Below are 22,494 nucleotides of genomic sequence, written 5' to 3' on the forward strand. Positions count from 1 at the left end.
CCGGTCGCCACCGAACCGGACCTGCCGGACGATGTCGTCGGCCCGGTGCCGGAGGTCTTTACCCACTTGCCTCCGCATGGCCAGTCGGCTCACCCGCGCGGGACGAAGGTAACGAGGCGCAGCGCGGCAAACCCGCGCGGCTCCAGCCATTGGTTGGCGGCAACAGGTCATCAGAACCGCCGCGGGAACATCGGCGGCGGGGCGGGTCGCTCCGGCGAGAACCGGTCCGGGACGCAGCAGATCGGCGGTTACGGTGCGAGATCCGCTACTGGAGCAAGGCCTTCGAACCGCCAGCCGATCGTTGGCCACGGATGGGCGCCGCGCAGCAGCCACCCCCGGGTGCCTTCCCGCTTGCGTCCGGCAGCCTTGGTGTCGGTGTCCTCGCCACCCAGCAGGTCGCCCCCGTCCGCTGGCACCGAGTTGGGCTGCTGCAGCCGGGAGCGCCGCAACAGGTTGCCGAAGAGCAGCACCAGCACGGCGAAGCTGATGCCCGACATCAGGCCGGCAGCGCTGGCCAGCGGCAACGCAGCCGCCAGCGACGGCACCAAGGACCGCCTCAGAGCTGATACTCCTCGTCCGGCCGGGCGCCGGCGAGAGCCATGTCGACCGCCCTGCGCGTCAGCTGCGGGGCGAAGAGCTCGATGAAATCGTATGCGCAGCGCCGCACGTGGGTGCCGCGCCGCAGACCGATGCGGGTCGTGTTGCTTCCGAACAGATGCTCCGCCGACAGCGCCTGCAGGCCGCTGTCGCGCTGCGGGTCGTAGGCCATGCGGGCAATGATGCCGAGGCCGAGGCCGAGGCTGACGTAGGTCTTGATGACATCGGCGTCGATCGCGGTGAGCACCACGTTCGGTTCCACCTGTGCCAGCTCGAAGGCCCTGTTGATGCGCGAACGACCGGCAAAGGCGGGGTCATAGGTGATCAGCGGCCAGCGCGCCAGCACCGCGAGCGAGAGCGATTTCTCGTCGAGGATCGGGTGGCCGTCGGGGGCGATGACGCAGTGCACCCACTGGTAGCAGGGCAGCATCACCAGCTGCGGATACTGGTCGAGGGCCTCGGTGGCGATGGCGATGTCGGCCTCGCCCTGCAGCGCCCACTCGGCGATCTGCGCCGGGTGGCCCTGGTGCAGCGACAGCCGCACCTGCGGATGACGTTCGACAAACTTCTTGACCACCGCCGGCAAGGCATAGCGTGCCTGCGTATGGGTGGTGGCGATGACCAGGCTGCCCGACTCGCCGCCGGCATGTTCCTCGCCGACGCGACGGATATTCTCGGCTTCGCGCAGCATGCGCCGCGCCATCTCGAGGATTGCCCGGCCCGGCTCGGTGATCGCCGTCAGGCGCTTGCCACCGCGCTCGAAGATACTCACTCCGAGTTCGTCCTCGAGCAGCCGGATCTGCTTCGAGATTCCCGGCTGCGAGGTGTAAAGCGCCTCGGCGGCCTCGGACACGTTGAGGCCGCGGCGCTCGACTTCGACGATGTAACGCAGTTGCTGCAGTTTCATGGCTCGGTCAACGCTGTTTGGTTATAACAATCTAACCGAATATTCTTTTTCGATCAAATCCGACGCTGCTAACATTCGCCCTCCCTGAACTTGCTGCGGCGCGCCATGGACTGGATGTACACCTTGTCGGGCTTTGTCGTCGGCGCGATCGTCGGTCTCACCGGCGTTGGCGGCGGCTCGCTGATGACGCCGCTGCTGGTGCTCCTGTTCGGCGTGCACCCGGCAACCGCGGTCGGTACCGACCTGCTGTACGCCGCCATCACCAAGGCCGGCGGCACCGTCGTGCATGCCCGCAAGGGGCATGTCGACTGGCAGGTCACCCGCCTGCTGGCGGCCGGCAGCATTCCGGCGGCCGGGCTGACGATCTTGGCGCTGTCGCATCTGCCGCGGCAGAGCGCGGCGGTCTCGCAACTGATGTCGGTATCGCTCGGTGTCGCCCTGCTGCTGACGGCAGGGGCGATCATCTTCCGCCAGCAGTTGCAGCGGCAGGCGCTGGCGCACGTCGACGATGCCGCCCACACGCAGTTCCGGGCGCCGGTGACGGTCGCCTTTGGCGTGCTGCTCGGCGTGCTGGTGACGGTTTCGTCGGTCGGCGCCGGTGCCCTTGGCGCCGCCGTGCTGTTCTACCTCTACCCACGTCTGCCGGCGATCCGCATCATCGGCAGCGACGTCGCGCACGCGGTACCGCTGACGCTGGTCGCCGGCCTCGGTCACTGGTTGATCGGCAGTGTCGACTGGTCGCTGCTCGGCAGCCTGCTGCTCGGCTCGCTGCCCGGGATCTGGCTTGGCAGCAACGCTTCGGCGCGCGTTCCGGACCGCATCCTGCGGCCGATACTGGCCGGCATGCTGGTACTGATCGGCGGCAAGCTGATCGCCCACTAGGCGATTGCCAGCGAATGAGCACCCACCAGCCTTCATACACGCGAGGAACGAGCGATGTATCGCTACGACAGCATTGACCAGCAGATCATCGATGAGCGCGTGGCGCAGTATCGAGACCAGATCGCGCGCCATCTGGCCGGCGACCTGTCGACCGACGAACTGCGCCCGCTGCGCCTGCAGAATGGCCTCTACATCCAGCGACACGGGCCGATGCTGCGCATCGCCATCCCCTACGGCATGCTCTCGGCGGCGCAACTGCGCAAGCTGGCCGAGATCTCGCAGCGTTACGACCGCGGCGTCGGCCACTTCACGACGCGCCAGAACATGCAGCTCAACTGGCCACAACTCGAGCAGACGCCAGCGATCCTCGGCGAACTGGCGAGTGTCGAGATGCATGCCGTGCAGACCTCGGGCAACTGCATCCGCAACATCACCACGGACCAGTTTGCCGGCGTCGCGCCGGACGAACTGACCGATCCGCGCCCCTACTGCGAACTGCTGCGGCAGTGGTCGACCTTCCACCCCGAGTTCGCCTTCCTGCCGCGCAAGTTCAAGATCGCCGTCAACGCGGCGGCGACTGACCGGGCGGTCATCCGCGCGCACGACATCGGCCTGGAACTGCTGCGCGACGAGCGCGGCGAGATTGGCGTGCGCATCTTCGTCGGCGGCGGACTCGGACGGACACCGATCCTCGGCAAGGTGATCCGCGAGTTCCTGCCGCGGCGGCACCTGCTCTCCTACCTGGAAGCGATCCTGCGCCTCTACAACCGCTATGGCCGCCGCGACAACATGTACAAGGCGCGCATCAAGATTCTCGTGCAGGCCCTCGGCATCGACGAGTTCAGGCGCCAGGTCGAGGCCGAGTGGGCACACCTGAAGGATGGTCCGACGACGGTACCGGACGCCGAGTTCGCGCGCATCGCGGCGCATTTCGCGCCGCCAGCCTGGGAGGATCTGCCGGCGGTCGACGAGCTGCACGCGGCGCGCGTCGCCGGAGACCTCGCCTTCGCCAACTGGGTGCGACGCTGCGTCCATCCGCACCGGGCGCCGGGTTACGCCGCCGTCTCCCTGTCGCTGAAGGCGCCGGGAACTGCCCCGGGCGACATCAGCGACACGCAGATGCTCGTCGTCGCCGACCTCGCCGATCGCTTCAGCTTCGGCGAGCTGCGCGTCACGCACGAGCAGAATGTCGTCCTCGCCGACGTACGGCAGCGCGATCTGCACGAGCTCTGGCAGATCGCCCGACGCCACCGTCTGGCGACCGCCAACATCGGCCTGCTCACCGACATCATCTGCTGCCCCGGCGGTGATCTCTGCGCGCTCGCCAACGCGCGCTCGGTGCCGATCGCCGACGCCGTCAACGAGAAGTTCGACGACCTCGACTACCTCTACGACATCGGCGACATTTCGCTCAACATCTCCGGCTGCATGAACTCCTGCGGCCACCATCACGTCGCCAACATCGGCATCCTTGGCGTCGACAAGAACAACGAGGAGTGGTATCAGATCACCGTCGGCGGCCAGCAGGGCAACGCGGCGGCGATCGGCAGGGTCATCGGCCCCTCGTTCCACGCGCACGAGGTGCCGCTGGTGATCGAGGCTCTCGTCACCGTCTATATCGAACAGCGCCTGCCGAGCGAGCGCTTCATCGACACCCTGCAGCGGGTCGGCATCGAGCCGTTCAAGGCACGCGCCTACGCCGGCCGCGACCGGCGGCGCGGCGCCAGGCAGGAAGACGTGGAGGTCGTCAATGTCTGAGAGAATCATCCGCAAACGGGAGATCGTCGACGACCCCTGGCAGGTGCTCCGCCTGGCTGCAGGCGAGAGCGTGGAAACGGTCGTGCTGCCCGCGGGACCGGTGCTGCTGCCGCTGGCCGTCTGGCTGGCGCGGCGTGACGAGGTGCTGCGCCGCCACGAGCAACCGGGCGTCTGGCTCGACAGTGACGAGGGCCCCGAAGCGCTGGCCGACGATTGCGGGCGCTTCGCCGTCATCGGCATCAACTTTCCCAAGTTCACCGATGGCCGCGGCTACTCGAGCGCGCGCCTGCTGCGCGAGCGCTACCATTACGCGGGCGAGATCCGGGCGATCGGCGACGTGCTGCAGGATCAGCTCTTCCTCATGCAACGCTGCGGCATCGACGCCTACGCGGTGCGCGCCGACAAGGACATCGAGCAGGCGCTGGCCGGACTGCGGGCGTTCAGCGAGAACTATCAGGGGGCGGCCGACCAGCCGCTGCCGCTGTTTCGCCGGCGCCAGGCGGAGCACGCGGCATGAGCAACCTGCCACTCACCGACGAGCAATCGCTGCAGGCAGCCGTCGCCCGGCGCAGCGCGGCCGCGCGCGAGTTGCTGCGGGCGATCGCCACCGACTTCTCGCCGGCAGTGTTCGCCAGCAGCCTCGGTGCCGAGGACATGGTGCTCACCGACCTGATCGTCCGCGAGGGCCTGCCGATCGGTATCTTCTCGCTCGACACCGGCCGCCTGCCGGCTGAGACCCATGACCTGATCGCGACGGTTCGCCGCCACTACGGTCTGACGCTGCGCCTCTACTACCCGCGCCACGATCTCGTCGAAGCATGGACGAGCGAGAACGGCATCAACGCCTTCTACGAGTCGGTCGAACTGCGCAAGGGCTGCTGCCACGTGCGCAAGGTCGAACCGCTGCAACGCGCGCTCGCCGGCCAGCGTGCCTGGATCACCGGCATGCGGGCGCAGCAGGCGAGCACGCGCGACGGCCTGCCGCTGCGCAGCGTCGACACCGCCAACGGCGGTCTGGAGAAGTTCAACCCGCTCGCCGAGTGGAGCGAAGGCGAGGTGTGGGCCTACATCAGGCAGCATGGGGTGCCGTACAACGCGCTGCACGACCGCTTCTACCCGAGCATCGGCTGCGCGCCGTGCACGCGCGCGGTGGCCGCGGGCGAGGACGTCCGTGCCGGTCGCTGGTGGTGGGAAAATCCGGAATCGAAGGAGTGTGGCCTGCACGTCAGGCGCGTCTGAAACAGGCAGGAACAGATCAGCAATGAGTACTGCAAAGCTCGCCAGAGTCACCCTCTCGCACCTCGACTGGCTCGAGTCGGAGGCCATCCACATCATGCGCGAGGTCGCCGGCCAGTGCAGCAACCCGGTCCTCCTCTTCTCCGGCGGCAAGGATTCGATCTGCATGCTGCGCGTCGCCGAGAAAGCCTTCCGCCCAGGCCGCTTTCCCTTTCCGCTGCTGCACATCGATACCGGCCACAACTATCGCGAGGTCACCGATTTCCGCGACCGTCGCGCAGCCGAACTCGGCGAGCGCCTGATCGTTCGTTCGGTCGAGGATTCGATGGCACGCGGCACCGTCGTTCTCAAGTCGGCCGACGAACCGCGCAACAAGCACCAGTCGGTGACCCTCCTCGAAGCCATCGAGGAGTTCGGCTTCGACGCCTGCATCGGCGGCGCCCGCCGCGACGAGGAAAAGGCGCGGGCGAAGGAGCGCATCTTCTCGTTCCGCGACGAGTTCGGCCAGTGGGATCCGAAGAACCAGCGCCCGGAACTGTGGGACCTGTACAACGCGCGCAGCTTCAAGGGCGAGAACATCCGCGTCTTCCCGATCTCCAACTGGACCGAGATCGACGTCTGGCAGTACATCGAGCGCGAGAGGCTGGCGTTGCCGTCGATCTACTTTGCCCACCAGCGACCGATCGTTCGTCGCGGCGGCGGCCTCCTGCCCGTGACCGAAGTGACGCCGGCACGCCCCGGCGAAGCGGTCGAGACGCTGCAGGTCCGCTTCCGCACCGTTGGCGACATCACCTGCACGGCGCCGGTCGAGTCGGACGCAGCGGACGTCGCCAGCATCATCGCCGAGACGGCGGTGACGACGATCACCGAGCGCGGCGCGACGCGCCTCGACGACCAGACCTCGGAAGCATCGATGGAGCAACGCAAGAAAGAGGGTTATTTCTGATGTCAGCGATCGAGAAACTCCCCGCCGGGGACATTCCCGACAATGGCCTGCTGCGCTTCCTCACCTGCGGCAGCGTCGACGACGGCAAGAGCACGCTGATCGGCCGCCTGCTCTACGACAGCAAGACGATCCTCGCCGATACCCTGCACGCCATCCAGCGCAGTTCGGCCCGCCGTGGCCTCGACATCGTCGACCTGTCGCTGCTCACCGATGGCCTGCAGGCCGAACGCGAACAGGGAATCACGATCGACGTCGCCTACCGCTACTTCACCACCGGCACACGCAAGTACATCATCGCCGACGCGCCGGGCCACGAGCAGTACACGCGCAACATGGTGACCGCGGCATCCACGGCCGACCTGGCGATCATCCTCATCGACGCGCGCAAGGGCGTCCTGACGCAGACCCGCCGCCATTCGTACGTCGCCCACCTGCTCGGCATCCCGCACATCGTCGTCGCGGTGAACAAGATGGATCTGGTCGACTACGCGCAGGCAACGTTCGACCGCATCCGCAGCGACTATCTCGACTTCGCCAAGGGGCTCGGCATCGCCGACGTGCGCTTCATCCCGCTGTCGGCACTGCACGGCGACATGATCGTCGAGCGCGGCGAGCGCCTGCCATGGTATGACGGGCCGACGCTGTTCGCGATGCTCGAGGGCGCGCCGGCAATCCACAGCGAACACGACGAGAAATTCCGCTTTCCGGTGCAGTACGTCTGCCGCCCGCAGGACTCGGCGAACCCGGAACTGCACGATTATCGCGGCTTCATGGGCCGCGTCGAGTCCGGCGAGGTGCATGTCGGCGATCGGGTGACGGTCCTGCCCTCTGGTCTCGAGAGCCGCGTCCGCGACATCCAGGTGCTCGGCGAATCGCTGCCGCGCGCGGTTGCCGAGCAATCGGTCAGCATCCTGCTCGAGGACGAGATCGACATCTCGCGCGGCGACATGATCGTCCGCAGCGGAGAACTGCCGCAGGTTGGCAGGAACATCGATGCCATGCTGTGCTGGCTGTCGGAGTCGCCGCTCGACCCCCGCCGCAAGTACCTCTTGCGGCACACGACGCGCGACAGCAAGGCGATGCTCGCCGCCATCTCCTTCCGCGTCGACATCAACAGCATGCAGCAGCAGCCTGCCGAGCGACTGCTGATGAACGACATTGCCCGCGTCAGCTTCCGGCTGGCGCAGCCGATCTTCGCCGACCCGTACGCCGAGAGCCGCGGCACCGGTGCCTTCATCATCATCGACGAATCGACGAACAACACCGTCGCGGCCGGCATGATCCTGTGAGTTCCGGGCTGCGCTGACGGTTGCGGCGTCGCCGCGTTTGACCTGAAGGGCGGCCACGTGGATACTGGCGGCGAGGCGACCGCATCCGGCGGCAGCCAGCAGCCGGCCACTGGCAGGCCGGGTTTTCAGGCGGGAGGTTCCTTTGGCCATGGACATCCACGGCAAGCCCATCGAGGAACGAATCGACTGGCTGTTCGGCCTCGCCGACCGCCACAGCGCGATCTTTCGCAGTCCGGAAGCATGGCTGGCACGTGAACGCTACCTCGCCGAGCACCCGACGGCGATCGCCGTCCTCAAGTGCATGGACGGGCGCATCAACATCCCCGTCGCGACGAACACGCCGGTCGGTCTGCTGATGCCCTTCCGCAACCTCGGCGGCATCTTCGACCTCGGCTGGCCGCACCTCGGCGAGGTCCTGGCGCATCACGTGCAGCGCGTCGTCAGCGCCGGCCGCAACGTCGTCTTCCTCGTCACCTACCATTATTCGCAGGGCGATCCGCGCCGCGGTTGTGCCGGATTCCAGTACGATACCGACGCGGCGATCGCCCATACCTACGAGATCCGCCGCCAGGTCGAGCACATCTTCGGCACCGATCACAGCACCGTCTATCCGCTGGTCTGCGGGTTCGAGACCGACGAGGACGCACTGGTGATCCACGGCACGGCGGGCGACCGGCTCGATCTCGCGACCATGACCTCGGCCGACCGGGCGACGCTCGAACTCCGCCTCGCCGCCCTGCTGCCGGACATGCCGGCGCGCATGCGCGCCGACCTTCTGCCGCTGCTGCATGGCAATCTCGAACACATCGAAAACGTTCGCGCGCAGATTCGTCGCAACGAGCGCCTGCTCGACATCGAGCATCGTGAATGGATGATCTGCCTCGGGCGCGGCTTCGACTTCCTGCATACCCCCAACGTGGCGCTGATCATCGGCCCCTACAGTCCGAACCTCGACGTGCCGATCCGCAAGGCGGCGGGAATCATCGAGGCCAACATGCAGGCGGGCCGCATTCCGGACGATGGCTTCCTGCTCCTCGCCTCGGTACCCTACGACGAACTCGGGGTCGATCGCGCGCGTGCCGAGCTGAAGTCGCGCTTCCTGTCGAACTTTGCCGCGAGTGTCATCCGCGCCGAGTTTCCCCGCCTCGGCGAGCAGATGAGCATCCGCACGGCCGTTCTCGACTGGCGCTCGAGGGCACTCGAGGCGATCAGCGTTGGCGACTGAACGCGGTCGGGTGCCTTCGCCCCGCCACCGTGGCCGCCGCCGGTCGTCGCCCGGCAGCGGCGTCGCCGCTCGCCAGAACGCCGTTCGGGCCGTTCGCGGCACGCCCCCCCGCTACTCCTGCCAGTCACGCCGATGCCCTCCTCCACACGCCTGATCTTCGGTTTCCACGCGGTCCTCGCCAAATTGCGTCATGATGCCGGCGCGGTCCGCGAGCTGCACGTCGACGCGGCGCGCGACGATGCCCGCTTCCGCGATCTGCGCAAGCACGCCGAGTTCGCCGGGATTCGCCTGCTGCCGGTCGCCGCTGCCCGCCTCGAGGCGATGGCGCCCGGCACCCGCCATCAGGGGGTGATCGCCATCGTCGATGCCACGCAGCGCCACCTGGCCCTGGACGATGTCCTCGATCCGCTCGACGAACCCGCCTTCCTGCTGGTCCTCGACGGCGTCCAGGATCCGCACAATCTCGGTGCCTGCCTGCGGGTTGCCGATGCCGTCGGCGCGCACGCGGTGATCGCGCCCAAGGACCGCGCCGTCGGGCTGACCCAGACGGCCGTCAAGGTGGCCAGTGGTGCGGCCGAGACGGTACCCTACATCACCGTCACCAACCTCGCCCGCAGCCTGCGCGAAATCAAGGAACGTGGAATCTGGGTCGTCGGTGCCGATGCCGAAGCGCCGCAGGATCTGTACAGCGCCAGCTGGCCCATCTCCTGCGCCTGGGTCCTCGGTGCCGAGGGGCAAGGCTTGCGCCGCCTGACGCGCGAGACCTGCGACCAGCTGGTCAGCATTCCGATGTTCGGGTCGGTCGCCAGCCTGAACGTCTCGGTCGCCACCGGCATCTGCCTTTACGAGGCGCGGCGGCGTGCCCGCGAGGCGGTCGGAAGCGGGACCGACCCGGCCGCTTGAAGCCAGCGCGCCGGCAAGGCGTCAGGTCCGGTAAGAGTAGCGGTAGACGTAGCCCTTGTAGCCGTAACGGTAGCTCTGGCGGCTGACGTTGAGGTCGTTGAACACGAATCCCTTCACCTGCACGCCAGCCTGGCTGAGTCGTTTCACCGCCTGCTCAAGCTCGCGAATCGGGTGCTTGCCAGCGCGCGCGATCATCAGCGTCGCCCCGACGTGGCGGCCGATGATCGCCGCGTCCGAGACTGCGAGTACCGGCGGCGCATCGACGATGACGGTGTCGAATTTCGCCGCCAGCTCGCCGAGCAGCTTCTCGAAGCGCGGGTGCATCAGCAACTCGGACGGATTGGGCGGGATTTGTCCGGTGGTGACGACGGTCAGCCCGGTGACGGCGGTGCTCTTGAGCACGTCGTCGAGCGAAGCCTGTCCGGCAACGTACTCGGAAATCCCGACCGCACGCTCGATGCCGAACTCCTTGTGCAGGTGTCCACGGCGCAGGTCGGCGTCGACGATGACGACGCGCCTGTCCACCTGTGCCAGGACGGCACCGAGGTTCTTCGAAATGAAACTCTTGCCGAGCCCCGGGCTGGGGCCGGTGATCAGCAGCGAGTTGCCCTGCGCATCGAGCAAAGCGAAATGCAGGGTCGTCCGCAACCCGCGCAGGCTCTCGACCGCGTCTTCCTGCGGATGGGCCACCGCCAGCAGCTCACCGGCACCACCTGCCTGCGCCCTGCGATGCAGGTCGACCTCGAGCTTGCTGTGCGGCACCGTGGCATAGACCGGCAGACCGAGTTGCGACTCGATGACCTCCGGATCCTCGACCACCACGCGCAGCGAGCGCAAGACCCAGATCACGACCAGACTCGCCAGCATGCCGAGCAGCAGGGCGATGCCGAGAATGGCGACCGGTTTGGCGCCGACCGGCTCGCGACCCACTGCCGCCGTGTCGATGACGCGCACGTCACCGACGGTCCCGGCCTTCGACACGCGCAACTGCTGCGCGGTGTTCAGCAACTCCGTATACAGCCGGTTCGAGACCTCGACGTCGCGCGCCAGGCGCAGCACCGTCTGTTGCGTGTCCGGAAGGCGTGAGACATCCGCGTCAAACTGCTTGCGGCGTTCGTTGAGGCGCGCCAGCTTGCTATCCACCGCCTGGATGCGCGGATGTTCGGGAGTGAAATGCTGCCGCAACTCGTCGCGCTCCTGCTTCAGAAGAACGGCGGCGTTCTCGACCTCGACCAGCGATTTCAGGATGCCCTGCGTCTCGAGGCTGAGGTCGAGCGAGCCGCGGCTCTGGCGATAGCTGTTGTACGCGCCTTCGGCGCTGTCGACCTGGGTCTTCAGCGCCGGCAGCTGCGTCTCGAGGAACTTCAGCGTCTTCTCGGCTTCCGCCGAGCGGCGCTCGACGTTCTGGCGGACGTAGGTGTTCATGATGTCGTCGAGGACCAGGACGATCTCGTCCGCGCGCTTGCCAACCAGGCTCAGTTCCAGAACGCCCGTCTTCTTGCCTCGCTCCTTGACCGAATAGAACTTGCGGAGGTTCTCGATGGCGGTCTCGGCAGAAAGTCTCGCAAGCGTGAACCGCGTATCCGGCCGTGCCTGCAGCTGTGCGATGAAGATCGAGTAGCCATTGTTGCTCGCTCGTGTTCCGGCCTTCCCCGACAGCACCAGTTGATCGTCGTCGTCGAAGATCTCGAAGCTGCCCCCAACACCAGCAACCAGGGTGTGCTCCTTGTCGAGCGCCTGCTGCGGAACATCAAACGAGTCGACCTGAATGCGCTCGCCTCCCCAGGCATATCCGGACAGGCCGAGCCATGCCGAACTCGGCTGATCGCCCTCGTAGCGACGCGCAATCGCACTGCCAATCAGGGGAAAAGTCTGCGGTCGGGCAAGGATGTCCAGTCTGAGTTTCGACACCACCCGACCGAGGACCATCCGTGAACTGAGGATCTCCACTTCTGCCGGCGCTGTCGTCGTGTCGCCGAGCAGCGGCTCCAGCGCCTTGAGCACGCCGTCCGCACCTTTCTTCTCTTCGATCTGCAGCAAGCCATCTGCCCGATAGGTCGGACTGGCGACGAGAACCCAGGCGAGTCCAACGAGGACGGCGAACAGGCAGGTCGCGGCGATCAGCCAGCGATAATCGATCAGAACGGCAATGATCTCGCCGAGTGCCAGACCCTGCTCTTCCTCAAGCGACGCCACTTGCGACTGCTGGATCCCACCGGCGCTCATCCCGGGTGACCCGGAAGCAGTGTAAGGGGGTCTCAGCTGATCATGTTCCATGTCTTGTCCGAATGTTCTCGTGCCCGTTGCCAGGCCTGATTGCCATAAGGGGCACGCACCAATGCACCTGGATCATCCACGCCTACCAGCCTGGTCGGTCGCGGCGCTCACCAGCGCGAACTCAGTTGAAGGGCGTCTGCCTCGCCCCGAAGAGCGGCCATTGCGTCTGGCTGGTTTGGTTGAGCATCGTCGCCGTCGGCAGGATGTTGGCAATCACGCGCTGCCAGCGAACGACCGGAGCCGCGTCGACATAGATGATGTCACGCGGTCGCAAAGGGAAACGATCGGCCAGCAGCATCGCGTCCGGCAGGCGCGCGTCGAGGTGAAACAACTCCGGCGAATCCTTGCTGTTGCCGCGCATGACGTAGATCCAGCGCGGATCGGAAGTCGCCTGATTAATGTAGCCGGCATCGCTGAGGGCTTCCGCCAGCGTCGAGCGCTTCTTGTTCATCACCAGCGAACCGGGCCTGGCGATCTCGCCAAGGACGAAGATCTTGTTGTAGCTGCGGTCGGAGACGTTGACGATGTCGCCGTGCTCGAGCAGAGGATTGCTCTCGGTACGACCGTAGTCGTACATCGACTGGACGTCGACCAGGTAGGTCGTCCCGCGGCGGGTCAGCAGAACGCGGCTGAAGTCGGCTTCCGGAGTGAAGCCGCCGGCACGGTTGACCGCATCGAGAACCGTCATCGGCACATCGTTGACGGGCTGGATTCCCGGCTTCGCCACCTCGCCGACGACATAGACCTGCTGGCTGCGGAAAGCCACCATGCGCACGTCGAGTTGCACGCGCTCGATGAACTTCGCCAGTCGCGTCGACAGAACCTCGCGCAACTCGCTGGTCGTCCTGCCGGCCGCCTTGACCACGCCGATGTAGGGGTAGAAGATCGTGCCATCCTCGGCGATGACGGTACCGGCCTGCTCGGCCGTCCGGAAACTGCCGGCCGGGATCGTCAGTTCGGGATGGTCCCAGACGATGATCGAAATGATGTCGCCCGGTCCCAGGCGGTAATTGGGCACCGCGCCGGGCTCCTTGCCGCGGTAGCGAGGATCGTTCGCCGTCGCCGCCTGTGCCGAACTGGTGCCGTCACCGACTGGCGGCAACGCCGACTTGAAGAGATCGATGATCAGCTCGGCAGTGATCGGCCGGATCCGGACGTTCGCCGGCTGCAGTTGGTCGCCCTGTTGCACCGGCAGCCTGACGTCGGACTCCTCGCGGCTGGCGTAACTCTGGTTGCCTGGGATGATCGTGCACCCCGTCAGCGTGCCCAGAATGAGGCACAGCAGCACTCCGCGCCAGGCTGGCCACCGATGTCGCAACAGGTTCATGCCAATATCCTCATTTGATTGCCTCTTCGCCGTCTCGGCCGACCCGCTGCTGGCGAAGCGGTGCAGTGTACCGTCAGCCGGCGCATCGCGCAAAGACTGTAGCAGGGACTGCGCGTCCTGTGGGTCGACACGTCGGGAGTTCAGGTCGGCAACCCATCCGAGCTGCACCGTCATCGACGTTCACAGGCAGGTCGAAGCGGTGGCCAGCCACGATGAAAGGATAGTCCGCCGCAAGGCGCCGCCCGGTGCGAAATCTCACGCCGCCGCACGAAAGACCGGCCAGCCGATCGACTGTTCAGGAGAGCTTGCTGACCCAGGGATCCAGCGCCTCCTCGATCAGTTGCAGCGCCTCGGCATGTGCCTCGTCGCCACGCCTGTAGGGGTCGGGAATTTCCGTCCGTGTCCAGTGCCCGATGAGAAAGGTCTTGCCGCGAGCGGTCGGGTCCATCGCCACAACGGCATCGCGATGGTGCTTCTCCATCACCAGGACCAACTCCGCCCAGCGCAAACGCTCCGGAGTCAGTTGACTCGCCCGGTGACTGCTGAGATCGACGCCACGCGCACTCATCAGCTCACGCGTGGCTTCTTCGGCCGGATGATTGACGAGTGCGCCAATCCCGGCCGAGCGTGCTTCGATCCGGCGTCCGGAGCCTGCCACCCGCTGCCGCAGGAGGTACTCCGCGGCCGGGCTGCGGCAGATGTTGCCGGTGCACACGGTGAGGATGCGACTGAACATGATGCCTACCTGCACGGAGGGGGCAGGCTGAGTTCAAAGCCGCCATGGTCGCTGCGAACGCTGTGCCGCCCTCGTTCGATCGAGTAGATCAGCGTGCTCCGCAAGTGTCGACGTTCGTCCCCGCCGCTCCGCCTGCCGGCGGTTGTGGCCGTGTCGAAGACCGACTGCAACCCGCTGTCGTCATCGCGCGACAGCAGCAGGCGAATGTCGAGCCCATGCTTGCTGGCCAGCCGCCGGCGCATCTGCACCAGATCCCGCCGGACAGCGCCAATCAGATGCTCGTCGCCCATGGTCGGCACGTGCACCATGCAGTACACCGTGCGGCCTTGCGCATCCTCCCTGTCGCTTTCGAAGACGCTCAACTGGTAGTCGTAGCGGCCGCTGAGCCCCTGCGCGATGAGGCCCAGCAACTGCGGGCACGCATCCCGGCGCACGTAGCCGACGAAGATGCCACGCACCTGCGCCGACGGCAGGCCGAGCCGCCGATTCAGCCACTGCAGCCACGGAACCAGCCGCCACGGCCGCGCGATGACCAGGAAGTAGACCGCGAAGACGCCGAGGAACAACCAGAACATCAGGTACTCGGGAACCCGTAGCCACAGGCCCACGACACCGACCAGTGCAAAGACGAACTGCATCAGCACTGCCACGGCAACGACATCGCAGACGCGGAATCCTGCCCGGACCAGGAGGTGATGCAGATGGTGGCGGTCGGCCCGGAAAGGCGACTTGCCAAGCCAGATGCGCCGCAGCATGACGCCGACGGTGTCCATCAGGGGCAAGGCGAACAGCCAAAGGGCAGTGACGGGAGCCATCACCGCCTCCTCGCCACCCTGCGACAGGGCAATCAGCAGCCAGGCAAAGACAAAACCGAGGAGCATGCTGCCGTTGTCGCCGAGAAAGACGCGCGCGCGCGCATTTCCCGGGTAGCGCAGGTTGTAGACCAGAAAGCCCACGACTCCACCCATCAAGGCCACCGCCACCAGAAGGTAGGCAGAATTGCCGCCACCTTGGGCGACGACGGCAATGAACGCCAGGCTGACGAGACTCACCGAACCCGACAGCCCGTCGATCCCGTCGATCATGTTGACCGCATTGATCAGACCGACGGTCGCGAAGACGGTGATCGGCACGACGAGCCAACCGAGATCGACTTCAATTCCCGGCAGCAGTTCGCCGAGCGAAGCCACCTCCACGCCGCCGATGAACACCATCGACAGCGCGACGAGGGCCTGCATGGCAAACCTGATCTTGAAACCCAGGTGCCAGAGATCATCCGCCAGGCCCGTCAGGAACATGCCCAGCGCCCCGGCCAGCAAGGCCTGCAGGGAAACCGGCGTCGTGCCGCCGGGAAGAAAGTCGCGGAGAGTGAACGCAAGCGCGAGCACAGCGATGAGGCCGAAGCCGCCTACGAACGGCGTGCTCACCGCATGCTGCTTGTGGCCGCCGGGACGATCCATCGCCCCGAACCGGCCAGCGAGCGCAATGCTGAAACGTACCACCACGCCCGACAAGACGGCACAGAGTCCAAACAGTGCAGCGTATTCCAAAGGCCACCTCCGCGGTGAGCAGTTCAAGGCTTCAGACCCTGCCCCATGGCCGACTGTCCCACTCCCCGGGACTCATCGCGCGCAGAGCCCTTTCGGGCTCTGCGGGCACACCCCCAAGCGGCGCTTGCGCGCCGTGAAGCTCTCTCGCAGCGCGCGTCAGGCGCGGCGACGGCGACCGACGAACAGGCCGACCAAGCCAAGGCCCAGCAGCGCCAGCGACTCGGGTTCGGGGATCGTCACGTTGTAGTTCGCCGTATAGGGGAAACGGGCAGGAGCAACGACGCCGCTCGCCGTGCCAACGAAGCTGTAGAGGTAGTCGCACACGCTGCCCAGACAAACATGGACGACCTCGCTCGCCTGATAGGGCGTCGTGCTGGGGGGCAACTGCGTTCCGAGTGCTGCCTCCAGGAGTTGCTCGACGTCAATGAAGCCGGCGAGCCCGATATTCACCTGATGCCCGTCGATGTAGACGTACGAGATGTTCGGATCGCTCAAGCGCTGCCAGCCGGCTGGCTGGGTCGCGACGTCCGGCACCAGGACGTCAACGAAGGCCTTGAGCTGGGCCTGGGTGAGGCCAAGGTTGTACGCGGCCGCAAAACCCCCGACGTACTCGTAGCCGAGTGCCTTGCCATCGGCTGCCCAGTCACCGTATTGCAGGCTCCTGAGTTCGATCGGCTTGCCTGCGACGGTGCCGTTCATGGTGGTTGGCGAACCGAACTTGCCGAGTTCCACGTTACCGCCCGGACCGGTGTTCGCCGCGCCGGTGAAGTTGGCATTGCCACTCGCGTCGTCGAGCGCAGCCTGCGCATTGGCGAGGGTCGAGCTCACCTTGGTGAGCGGCCACGCCGGCGGGTTTGGAACACTCGTGAACGTTCCGAGATACACGTCGTACGAGCCGGTGATGCTACCGATCGACATGCCGACCTGGGCCGCCGAAGCGCCGGTCGACGCCGCCAGCGCCATGACGGCCAGGGCTATTTTGGTCCTGCTACGAAATACACTCATCGTTAACTCCTTCACTTCGGTCACCAGCCCCCTGCTCAGAAAACCGGTGGATGAGGGTTTATGTGGGCTTCACAAGTCTTGGCTTCAAGGGGCTGTGAAAGTCCACCCCCGCCCCTCAGCAAAACCTGGAACTTACCAAGCAATATTCATGCCCGAAAAAAAACTCCTTTCTGAAGCAGAGTGTTAGAAATTTCACACTGCTTTCGGACCGAGGTACTGTAAGAAATTCCGACACTTCTTCCCGGCCCGCCAACGCCCGCAGCTATCAGATAGATCTCATGCAAGGCGTCAGCGCTTGCAGCCAGCCGACGCTGCGCGAAGGGACGGCGCCAGTGTAGCAGCAGCGACGGTCGTCAGCCCTCCCGGGCAGCGGCTCCGCGCCAAGGGCACGGCAGTTGACGGCGCCTGCCGGAAGTCGCGTCTGCGCCAGCGGTGTGCCCCAACCGCCGAACGCTCACACCCGACGCAGCTTGCCCCCGCCGATTGACGACCACCGGCAGGCCCGCTATCCTGCCGGCATGGCCTTCGATGACGCCCGGCGAACACGGCACCACCGAACCTGGTCGAAGAGCACCCCAGGCCGGGAGGCCGGGCCGCCGCCGTCAACGCCGTGATCCACCGGAAGCAGCCGCGCGGCCACCCTGCCGCATCGCCCGCTCGCAGGCCACCCACTGGGCCATTCTTGCCATGTTTCGTCGCTCGCTCCTGCGTGCCACGCGGCGCGGCCTTCTGGCGACGTCTCGCTTGCGGCCTTTCAGGCAGATGACGAGGTTGCCGTAGAACAGACCCCGAATTCGCGCTCGCTGGCAGGTGCATTCGCAGCATCGCTGCTGCTGCACGCCATCGTCCTCTTCCATCCGGACGAGGAGGCGGTGCAACGACCGATCGCCTCGACACGCTTCGAGGCCCGTCTGTCGTCCATCCCGCCAGCGGCAGTGCCGGCCACCCTGCCGCGCCCGCCGCCGCCGGCCAAGCCGCCAGCGCGTGCCACCGCGCGGCCGGCAAGCAAGCCGCCGCGACCGCTCAGCGTGCCGGCCCCTGCCCGGCCAGTCACACGCCATGCCGCTCCCCACTGGACCGCGAGGGAAAAGCAGGAGATGCAACGTTTCCTCGACGAACTGGAAGCGCAAGCGAGGACGGCTCCCAAGCCGTCGCTGGCGCAACGCTCACTGGCGCAGGCGGCAGAGCTCGGCCGGCTGCAGGCGCAGCGGGACGAACAGGGACTGCTGATGCTCGAACGTCGGCCCGACAGCCCGCCCCCCGACCCGTTCAGCCTCGACCTCTACCTCGATGGTGTCGTCAAGCGACTCAACCGGAGTGCCGCCTTCGTCCGCAACGACCCGCGCAGTCGGGGGGTGAGGTCGGCGGCGGTCCAGTTCCGGATCAACCCCAACGGCAGCCTGAAATCGTTCGCCGTCCTCAACGCCGGCGATCAGCAGGACGAAATTGCGTTCATCCGATCGGTGGTCGAACGGTCGATCCCGTTCGCCGCCTTTCCGCCGGACATCGACCGCGCCGCGCGCTCGCTCGGCGTGACGATCTGTATCCAGCCGGGCCGCGCCGGTGGCTTCGGCTTCACCCGCCTGCCCAATGGCCGCGCTTGCTGATCCCGGGCGGGAGTCCCGCGCGGCCACCACGGATCGCCAGTCACCGCTCGTTCAGCCGAACAGACCGCGCTCCTCGATGAAGGCAATGATCTCCACCAGCCCCTCCCCGGTCTTCATGTTGCTGAAGACGAAGGGCCGCTCGCCGCGCATCATGCGGCTGTCGCGCGCCATCACCTCGAGCGAGGCGCCGACCAGCGGCGCGAGGTCGGTCTTGTTGATCACCAGCAGGTCGGAACGGGTGATCCCCGGACCACCCTTGCGCGGTATCTTGTCGCCGGCGGCGACGTCGATGACGTAGAGCGTCAGGTCTGAGAGTTCGGGGCTGAAGGTCGCGGCGAGGTTGTCGCCCCCCGACTCGACCAGGACGATCTCGATGTCCGGAAACGCGGTCGTCAGCCGCGCGACGGCTTCCAGGTTGATCGAGGCGTCCTCGCGGATCGCGGTGTGCGGGCAGCCGCCGGTCTCGACGCCGAGAATCCGTTCCCGCGGCAACGCGGCGTGCTGCACCAGGAACTTCGCGTCCTCGGCAGTGTAGATGTCGTTGGTGACGACGCCGAGGCTGTGCTTCTCGCGCAGGGCGAGACACAGCGCCAGGGTGAGTGCGGTCTTGCCGGAGCCGACCGGACCACCGATGCCGATGCGCAGGGCGGGTCGTCTGTTCATCCGCGGTTTGCCTTCCATCATGAGCGAAAGAGTCGTGAATACTGCGTTTCGTGCAGGCTCGACGCCAGCGCGAGCCCGGGGGCGAAGTTGCTCCATTCCGCCTCGGGGAGTAGCAGCGCCCGTTGCACGATGACCGGAATGCGGCCACCGAGCTGCAGCAGCGCCCGCTGCCCGGCGGTCTGGCCGAGGGGTACGGCCTTCACTGCCGCCAGCACCTGGTTCTCGCACCACGACCAGAGATAGGCCGCCAGCGAGTCGGCCAGCGGGATCTGCCAGGCTGCCGCGGCGAGCGCCCAGCCGGTCGGAAAAGCCGTCTCCGGCAGCGCATCGAGAGCGGTCGGCACGGTGAAATCATCCAGGTCGCGCAGCAGGCGGCGCAGCGAGTAGCCCATCTGCAGCGTCTCGGCACGCAGCTCGGACGACTCGCGACTGGCCAGGAACTCGTCGTTCAGACGCCTCACCTCGCCCAGGTCCGCGGCGATCCACGCGCGCTGCAGGCAGGCAGTCAGCGGTGCTTCGAAGCAGCCGATGCCCTCCTCGAGCAAGCCGCCGATCCACTCCCCGGCAGTCGCCTGGTCATGCACCAGCCGCGACTCGACCGCCCACTCGAGACCCTGCGAATAGGTGTAGGCCCCGACCGGCAACGCCGGGCTGGCCAGTTGCAGCAGCCGCGCCAGCGCAAGGCTCACTTGAACTCGTGGATCTTCGCCGGCGAGCGATGCGGACCCTGCCCCGGGTCGTGTGCATCGACCACCCGCCGACCTTTGGTCGGCCGGTAGTCGTGCCCATGCGCAGGCGCCTCGCCATGGCCGTGCGCCGCGCCGTAGGCGCCACCCTCCGGATCGAACGGCGCGACCACCTCGCTGACGGAACAGGCCAGACGCCGCAGCATGTCGCCCAGCACGTGGTCAGGCTGCAGGCGCAGGAACCCGTCGCCGAGCTGCACCGGCACGTGTCGGTTGCCCAGGTGATAGGCGGCACGGGTCAACTGCAAGCTGTCACGGGCACGAACTTCGAGCAGCTCTTCGGGCGCCGCGGCGACCTCGACGACCCGTCCATCGCCGGCCAGCAGCCGGTCGCCATGCCGCAGCACGGTGCCCGCCGGAAGGACATAGCCCATCTCCTCGCCGCCGACCAGCCTGACGCGCTGCCGGCTCCGGCAACGGGCATCGTAGGGCAGCACCAGATGATCGCTGACCGGCGCGTCGGCGGCAGCAAAGGATTCGGCGAAAAGCATGTGCCGCTCAGAACAGGAAGTAGCGCTGCGCCAGCGGCAGCACGCTCGCCGGCTCGCACACCAGCAGCTCGCCGTCGGCGCGGACAGCGTAGGTCTCCGGATCGACCTCGATCTTCGGCGTCGCGCCGTTGTGCACCATGTCCGCCTTGCCTATTGCCCGCGTCCGGCACACCGCGACCAGCGGCTTGCGCAGCTGCAGCGCGGCGATCGCCGGGCTGGCCAGCGCCGCCTGCGAGACGAAGATCACCGAAGTCTGCAGCGCATTGCCGAAGGAGCCGAACATCGACCGGTAGTGCACCGGTTGCGGGGTCGGGATCGAGGCATTGGCGTCGCCCATGGCGGCGGCGGCGATCATGCCGCCCTTGAGGATCAGCGACGGCTTGACGCCGAAGAAAGCCGGCTTCCAGAGCACCAGGTCGGCGAGCTTGCCGACTTCGATCGAGCCGACGAGATGACTGATGCCGTGCGTGATCGCCGGATTGATCGTGTACTTGGCCAGGTAGCGCTTGACGCGGAAGTTGTCGTGCCGCTGCGGGCCAGCGCCGGGAGTCGGCAGCGGACCGCGCTGCAGCTTCATCTTGTGCGCCGTCTGCCAGGTGCGGATGATCACCTCGCCCACCCGCCCCATCGCCTGCGAGTCGGACGACATCATCGACAGCGCCCCGAGGTCGTGCAGGATGTCCTCGGCAGCGATCGTCTCGCGCCGGATGCGGCTCTCGGCAAAGGCGACATCCTCGGCGATTGCCGGGTCCAGGTGGTGACAGACCATCAACATGTCGAGGTGCTCGTCGACGGTATTCACTGTGTACGGCCGCGTCGGGTTGGTCGACGACGGCAGGACGTTGGCTTCGCCGACGGCGCGCAGGATGTCCGGTGCGTGCCCGCCGCCGGCCCCTTCGGTATGGAAGGTGTGGATCGTCCGCCCTCTGAAGGCAGCCAGGGTCGTTTCGACGAAACCCGATTCGTTGAGCGTGTCGGTGTGGATCGCCACCTGCACGTCCATCTCGTCGGCGACCGACAGGCAGTTGTCGATCGCCGCCGGCGTCGTTCCCCAGTCCTCGTGCAGCTTGAGGCCGATCGCCCCGGCGCGCACCTGCTCGCGCAGCGGTTCGGGCAGCGAGACGTTGCCCTTGCCGAAGAAGCCGAGGTTCATCGGGAACGCCTCGGCGGCCTGCAGCATGCGCTGGATGTGCCAGGGTCCCGGCGTGCAGGTCGTCGCATAGGTGCCGGTGGCGGGCCCGGTGCCGCCGCCGAGCATCGTCGTCACGCCCGACATCAGCGCTTCCTCGATCTGCTGCGGGCAGATGAAGTGGATGTGGCTGTCGATGCCGCCGGCGGTGACGATCATCCCTTCGCCGGCGATGATCTCGGTGCCGCCACCGATGTTGATCGTCACGCCGGGCTGGATGTCCGGGTTGCCGGCCTTGCCGATGGCGGCGATGCGGCCGTCCTTGAGGGCGATGTCGGCCTTGACGATTCCCCAGTGGTCGACGATCAGCGCGTTGGTGATCACCGTGTCGGCGACTTCCGCCGCCGGCTTCTGGCCCTGGCCCATGCCGTCGCGGATCACCTTGCCACCGCCGAACTTGACCTCGTCGCCATGGACGGTGAGATCCTGTTCGACCTCGATCCACAGTTCGGTGTCGGCGAGGCGGACGCGGTCACCGACCGTTGGCCCGAACATTTCGGCATAGGCCTGGCGCGAGATGCGGACGCTCATTCGAGGGCTCCCATGACGCCGGCGGTGAAACCGTAGACCCGCCGCTCGCCGGCGAGCGCGACGAGTTGCACGCTGCGCGTCTGCCCCGGCTCGAAACGCACCGCCGTACCGGCGGCGATATCGAGCCGGAAGCCGCGCGCGGCGACGCGATCGAAGTGCAGCGCGGCGTTGGTCTCGGCGAAGTGGTAGTGCGAACCGACCTGGATCGGTCGGTCACCGGTGTTGGCAACGGCCAGCCGGATCGTCTCGCGACCGGCGTTGAGCTCGATCTCGCCGGGCTCGATGTGCATCTCTCCGGGAATCATGCCGGACCTCCTCAGACGATCGGGTGATGGACGGTGACCAGCTTGGTCCCGTCGGGAAAGGTGGCTTCGACCTGGATGTCGTGGATCATTTCGGGAACGCCCTCCATGACCTCGTCGCGCGAAAGAAGGGTCGTGCCGTGGTGCATCAGTTCGGCCACCGTCCGTCCGTCACGCGCTCCCTCGATGATCGCCGAGCTGATCAGCGCCACCGCTTCCGGATAATTGAGCCGCAGGCCGCGTGCGCGGCGCCGCTCGGCAAGCAGCGCGGCGGTGAACAGCAGCAGCTTGTCCTTCTCTCTCGGCGTCAGTTCCATTGCTTCCTCT

The 22,494-nt window shown here is 66.7% G+C and carries 22 protein-coding genes; 9 read left to right on the forward strand and 13 right to left on the reverse strand.

Translation table 11 applies throughout. The features are described 5' to 3' along the window. Window positions 1–248: 248 nt before the first annotated feature. Window positions 249–545, reverse strand: coding sequence for a hypothetical protein (locus HT579_17765; protein ID QKS30600.1), 297 nt, complete (start codon window positions 543–545; stop codon window positions 249–251). An 11-nt stretch (window positions 546–556) separates the two neighbouring features. Then, window positions 557–1,504 carry an HTH-type transcriptional regulator CysB gene (cysB, locus tag HT579_17770; GenBank protein ID QKS30601.1) on the reverse strand — a complete coding sequence of 316 codons (948 nt, stop codon included), beginning with the start codon at window positions 1,502–1,504 and terminating at the stop codon, window positions 557–559. Window positions 1,505–1,609: 105 nt separating this feature from the next. On the opposite strand from cysB, the gene HT579_17775 reads away from it, so the two are divergent. The 8 genes from HT579_17775 to rlmB all read left to right on the forward strand — a co-directional run bounded on the left by HT579_17775 (window position 1,610) and on the right by rlmB (window position 9,743). Next, a complete protein-coding gene (locus tag HT579_17775; protein QKS30602.1) occupies window positions 1,610–2,386 on the forward strand; it encodes a sulfite exporter TauE/SafE family protein in 777 nt (258 codons plus the stop codon). Window positions 2,387–2,440: 54 nt separating this feature from the next. Further along, window positions 2,441–4,144, forward strand: a complete 1,704-nt coding sequence (locus HT579_17780; protein ID QKS30603.1) for a nitrite/sulfite reductase — start codon at window positions 2,441–2,443, stop codon at window positions 4,142–4,144. Further along, window positions 4,137–4,661, forward strand: coding sequence for a DUF934 domain-containing protein (locus HT579_17785; GenBank protein QKS30604.1), 525 nt, complete (start codon window positions 4,137–4,139; stop codon window positions 4,659–4,661). Before HT579_17780 ends, HT579_17785 begins: the two co-directional genes overlap by 8 nt. Then, on the forward strand, window positions 4,658–5,383 hold the full coding sequence (locus HT579_17790) for a phosphoadenylyl-sulfate reductase (GenBank protein ID QKS30605.1): 726 nt from the start codon (window positions 4,658–4,660) through the stop codon (window positions 5,381–5,383). The genes HT579_17785 and HT579_17790 overlap by 4 nt, the downstream gene beginning before the upstream one ends. A gap of 22 nt (window positions 5,384–5,405) precedes the next feature. Next, window positions 5,406–6,326, forward strand: coding sequence for a sulfate adenylyltransferase subunit CysD (cysD, locus tag HT579_17795; GenBank protein QKS30606.1), 921 nt, complete (start codon window positions 5,406–5,408; stop codon window positions 6,324–6,326). Next, entirely contained in the window at window positions 6,326–7,615 is a 1,290-nt protein-coding gene (locus tag HT579_17800; protein ID QKS30607.1) for a 50S ribosome-binding GTPase, read from the forward strand. The genes cysD and HT579_17800 overlap by 1 nt, the downstream gene beginning before the upstream one ends. Before the next feature lie 148 nt (window positions 7,616–7,763). After that, complete coding sequence (locus HT579_17805) at window positions 7,764–8,840, forward strand: hypothetical protein (protein ID QKS30608.1); 1,077 nt, start codon at window positions 7,764–7,766, stop codon at window positions 8,838–8,840. A gap of 132 nt (window positions 8,841–8,972) precedes the next feature. Next, window positions 8,973–9,743: a 23S rRNA (guanosine(2251)-2'-O)-methyltransferase RlmB gene (rlmB, locus tag HT579_17810; protein ID QKS30609.1), complete on the forward strand. Its 771-nt coding sequence runs from the start codon at window positions 8,973–8,975 to the stop codon at window positions 9,741–9,743. 21 nt (window positions 9,744–9,764) lie between these two features. On the opposite strand, the gene HT579_17815 is transcribed toward rlmB, so the two are convergent. The 5 genes from HT579_17815 to HT579_17835 all read right to left on the reverse strand — a co-directional run bounded on the left by HT579_17815 (window position 9,765) and on the right by HT579_17835 (window position 16,638). Then, a complete protein-coding gene (locus HT579_17815) occupies window positions 9,765–12,020 on the reverse strand; it encodes a polysaccharide biosynthesis tyrosine autokinase (protein ID QKS30610.1) in 2,256 nt (751 codons plus the stop codon). A 121-nt stretch (window positions 12,021–12,141) separates the two neighbouring features. Continuing rightward, entirely contained in the window at window positions 12,142–13,347 is a 1,206-nt protein-coding gene (locus HT579_17820) for a polysaccharide biosynthesis/export family protein (protein QKS30611.1), read from the reverse strand. A 295-nt stretch (window positions 13,348–13,642) separates the two neighbouring features. Continuing rightward, complete coding sequence (locus tag HT579_17825) at window positions 13,643–14,083, reverse strand: low molecular weight phosphotyrosine protein phosphatase (protein QKS30612.1); 441 nt, start codon at window positions 14,081–14,083, stop codon at window positions 13,643–13,645. A gap of 5 nt (window positions 14,084–14,088) precedes the next feature. Further along, window positions 14,089–15,510, reverse strand: a complete 1,422-nt coding sequence (locus tag HT579_17830) for an undecaprenyl/decaprenyl-phosphate alpha-N-acetylglucosaminyl 1-phosphate transferase (protein ID QKS30613.1) — start codon at window positions 15,508–15,510, stop codon at window positions 14,089–14,091. A 279-nt stretch (window positions 15,511–15,789) separates the two neighbouring features. Next, window positions 15,790–16,638 (reverse strand): PEP-CTERM sorting domain-containing protein, encoded by an 849-nt coding sequence (locus HT579_17835; GenBank protein QKS30614.1) that lies wholly within the window; start codon window positions 16,636–16,638, stop codon window positions 15,790–15,792. Between the two features lie 1,097 nt (window positions 16,639–17,735). Here HT579_17835 and HT579_17840 point away from each other — a divergent pair. Then, window positions 17,736–18,245: a hypothetical protein gene (locus tag HT579_17840; protein QKS30615.1), complete on the forward strand. Its 510-nt coding sequence runs from the start codon at window positions 17,736–17,738 to the stop codon at window positions 18,243–18,245. 51 nt (window positions 18,246–18,296) lie between these two features. On the opposite strand, the gene ureG is transcribed toward HT579_17840, so the two are convergent. The 6 genes from ureG to HT579_17870 are packed head-to-tail and all read right to left on the reverse strand — an operon-like array spanning window position 18,297 to window position 22,484. Continuing rightward, a complete protein-coding gene (gene ureG, locus HT579_17845) occupies window positions 18,297–18,908 on the reverse strand; it encodes an urease accessory protein UreG (GenBank protein QKS30616.1) in 612 nt (203 codons plus the stop codon). 17 nt (window positions 18,909–18,925) lie between these two features. Continuing rightward, window positions 18,926–19,597: an urease accessory protein UreF gene (locus HT579_17850; protein QKS30617.1), complete on the reverse strand. Its 672-nt coding sequence runs from the start codon at window positions 19,595–19,597 to the stop codon at window positions 18,926–18,928. Beyond that, window positions 19,594–20,145, reverse strand: a complete 552-nt coding sequence (gene ureE / locus HT579_17855; GenBank protein QKS30618.1) for an urease accessory protein UreE — start codon at window positions 20,143–20,145, stop codon at window positions 19,594–19,596. The genes HT579_17850 and ureE overlap by 4 nt, the downstream gene beginning before the upstream one ends. A 7-nt stretch (window positions 20,146–20,152) precedes the next feature. After that, a complete protein-coding gene (gene ureC / locus HT579_17860; protein ID QKS30619.1) occupies window positions 20,153–21,865 on the reverse strand; it encodes an urease subunit alpha in 1,713 nt (570 codons plus the stop codon). Then, window positions 21,862–22,170 (reverse strand): urease subunit beta, encoded by a 309-nt coding sequence (locus tag HT579_17865; GenBank protein ID QKS30620.1) that lies wholly within the window; start codon window positions 22,168–22,170, stop codon window positions 21,862–21,864. Before HT579_17865 ends, ureC begins: the two co-directional genes overlap by 4 nt. A gap of 11 nt (window positions 22,171–22,181) precedes the next feature. Then, window positions 22,182–22,484, reverse strand: coding sequence for an urease subunit gamma (locus tag HT579_17870; protein QKS30621.1), 303 nt, complete (start codon window positions 22,482–22,484; stop codon window positions 22,182–22,184). Between the last annotated feature and the right edge of the window lie 10 nt (window positions 22,485–22,494).

The sequence above is a fragment of the Candidatus Accumulibacter similis genome (assembly GCA_013347225.1).
In the GTDB taxonomy this organism is placed as follows: Bacteria; Pseudomonadota; Gammaproteobacteria; order Burkholderiales; family Rhodocyclaceae; genus Accumulibacter; species Accumulibacter similis.

What these genes read in the sequence shown, in the direction of transcription:
- cysB (QKS30601.1), bottom strand. Translation starts at nt 1,504, where the DNA reads ATGAAACTGCAGCAACTGCGTTACATCGTCGAAGTCGAGCGCCGCGGC.
- HT579_17775 (QKS30602.1), top strand. Translation starts at nt 1,610, where the DNA reads ATGGACTGGATGTACACCTTGTCGGGCTTTGTCGTCGGCGCGATCGTC.
- HT579_17780 (QKS30603.1), top strand. Translation starts at nt 2,441, where the DNA reads ATGTATCGCTACGACAGCATTGACCAGCAGATCATCGATGAGCGCGTG.
- HT579_17785 (QKS30604.1), top strand. Translation starts at nt 4,137, where the DNA reads ATGTCTGAGAGAATCATCCGCAAACGGGAGATCGTCGACGACCCCTGG.
- HT579_17790 (QKS30605.1), top strand. Translation starts at nt 4,658, where the DNA reads ATGAGCAACCTGCCACTCACCGACGAGCAATCGCTGCAGGCAGCCGTC.
- cysD (QKS30606.1), top strand. Translation starts at nt 5,406, where the DNA reads ATGAGTACTGCAAAGCTCGCCAGAGTCACCCTCTCGCACCTCGACTGG.
- HT579_17800 (QKS30607.1), top strand. Translation starts at nt 6,326, where the DNA reads ATGTCAGCGATCGAGAAACTCCCCGCCGGGGACATTCCCGACAATGGC.
- HT579_17805 (QKS30608.1), top strand. Translation starts at nt 7,764, where the DNA reads ATGGACATCCACGGCAAGCCCATCGAGGAACGAATCGACTGGCTGTTC.
- rlmB (QKS30609.1), top strand. Translation starts at nt 8,973, where the DNA reads ATGCCCTCCTCCACACGCCTGATCTTCGGTTTCCACGCGGTCCTCGCC.
- HT579_17815 (QKS30610.1), bottom strand. Translation starts at nt 12,020, where the DNA reads ATGGAACATGATCAGCTGAGACCCCCTTACACTGCTTCCGGGTCACCC.
- HT579_17820 (QKS30611.1), bottom strand. Translation starts at nt 13,347, where the DNA reads ATGAACCTGTTGCGACATCGGTGGCCAGCCTGGCGCGGAGTGCTGCTG.
- HT579_17825 (QKS30612.1), bottom strand. Translation starts at nt 14,083, where the DNA reads ATGTTCAGTCGCATCCTCACCGTGTGCACCGGCAACATCTGCCGCAGC.
- HT579_17835 (QKS30614.1), bottom strand. Translation starts at nt 16,638, where the DNA reads ATGAGTGTATTTCGTAGCAGGACCAAAATAGCCCTGGCCGTCATGGCG.
- HT579_17840 (QKS30615.1), top strand. Translation starts at nt 17,736, where the DNA reads ATGCAACGTTTCCTCGACGAACTGGAAGCGCAAGCGAGGACGGCTCCC.
- ureG (QKS30616.1), bottom strand. Translation starts at nt 18,908, where the DNA reads ATGAACAGACGACCCGCCCTGCGCATCGGCATCGGTGGTCCGGTCGGC.
- ureE (QKS30618.1), bottom strand. Translation starts at nt 20,145, where the DNA reads ATGCTTTTCGCCGAATCCTTTGCTGCCGCCGACGCGCCGGTCAGCGAT.
- ureC (QKS30619.1), bottom strand. Translation starts at nt 21,865, where the DNA reads ATGAGCGTCCGCATCTCGCGCCAGGCCTATGCCGAAATGTTCGGGCCA.
- HT579_17865 (QKS30620.1), bottom strand. Translation starts at nt 22,170, where the DNA reads ATGATTCCCGGAGAGATGCACATCGAGCCCGGCGAGATCGAGCTCAAC.
- HT579_17870 (QKS30621.1), bottom strand. Translation starts at nt 22,484, where the DNA reads ATGGAACTGACGCCGAGAGAGAAGGACAAGCTGCTGCTGTTCACCGCC.